Raw genomic sequence first — 509 nt, 5'->3', positions numbered from 1 at the left:
TAAACAAGTTATACATGACGTACTTTAACAATGTATCGCTACCCAAAAAGTCAAACTCACTTCTTGCATCGAATGAGATCGCGAACCTGTCTGTCGAACGTTTATAACTGAAACTCTCAATGGCTTTTTCAACCACCGATTGAGCAGAATATCTTTTGAAGGAAGAGCGAGATACGCGGTTTTCATCAATCGATGTGAGCAATAAATCGATTGTCTCGTTGCCTGAATGAATAATGTTCATCGCATCTTCGCTCACTTCACGGAGCAAGGTTACGTCTTCACCACTCATCACATACTGATCTTTTTCGCCCATCGCCTTTTTGTTAGGTAAGACAGACTGAATAACATCTATCGACGTACATAAGCCACTGAGTGGATTACGCATTTCATGAGCAATACCAGCGCCAAACGACTTAGCGAGCGATACTTTTGCTTCATGCTCGACCTGATTTCGGAAATAGAACATGTTGCCAAACACATAAATAAACAAAAATATCGGCACATGCGTC

Annotated in this window: 1 pseudogene; it reads right to left on the bottom strand. The window is 41.3% G+C overall.

The annotated features are described in order from the left end of the window. Positions 1 to 509: pseudogene (locus R7093_RS28380) on the bottom strand (hybrid sensor histidine kinase/response regulator); the annotation flags it as partial.

This window comes from Vibrio sp. 1580, from assembly GCF_033340055.1.
The sequence above is the reverse complement of the archived record's forward strand: the minus strand, read 5'-3'. Positions and strand labels throughout refer to the sequence as shown.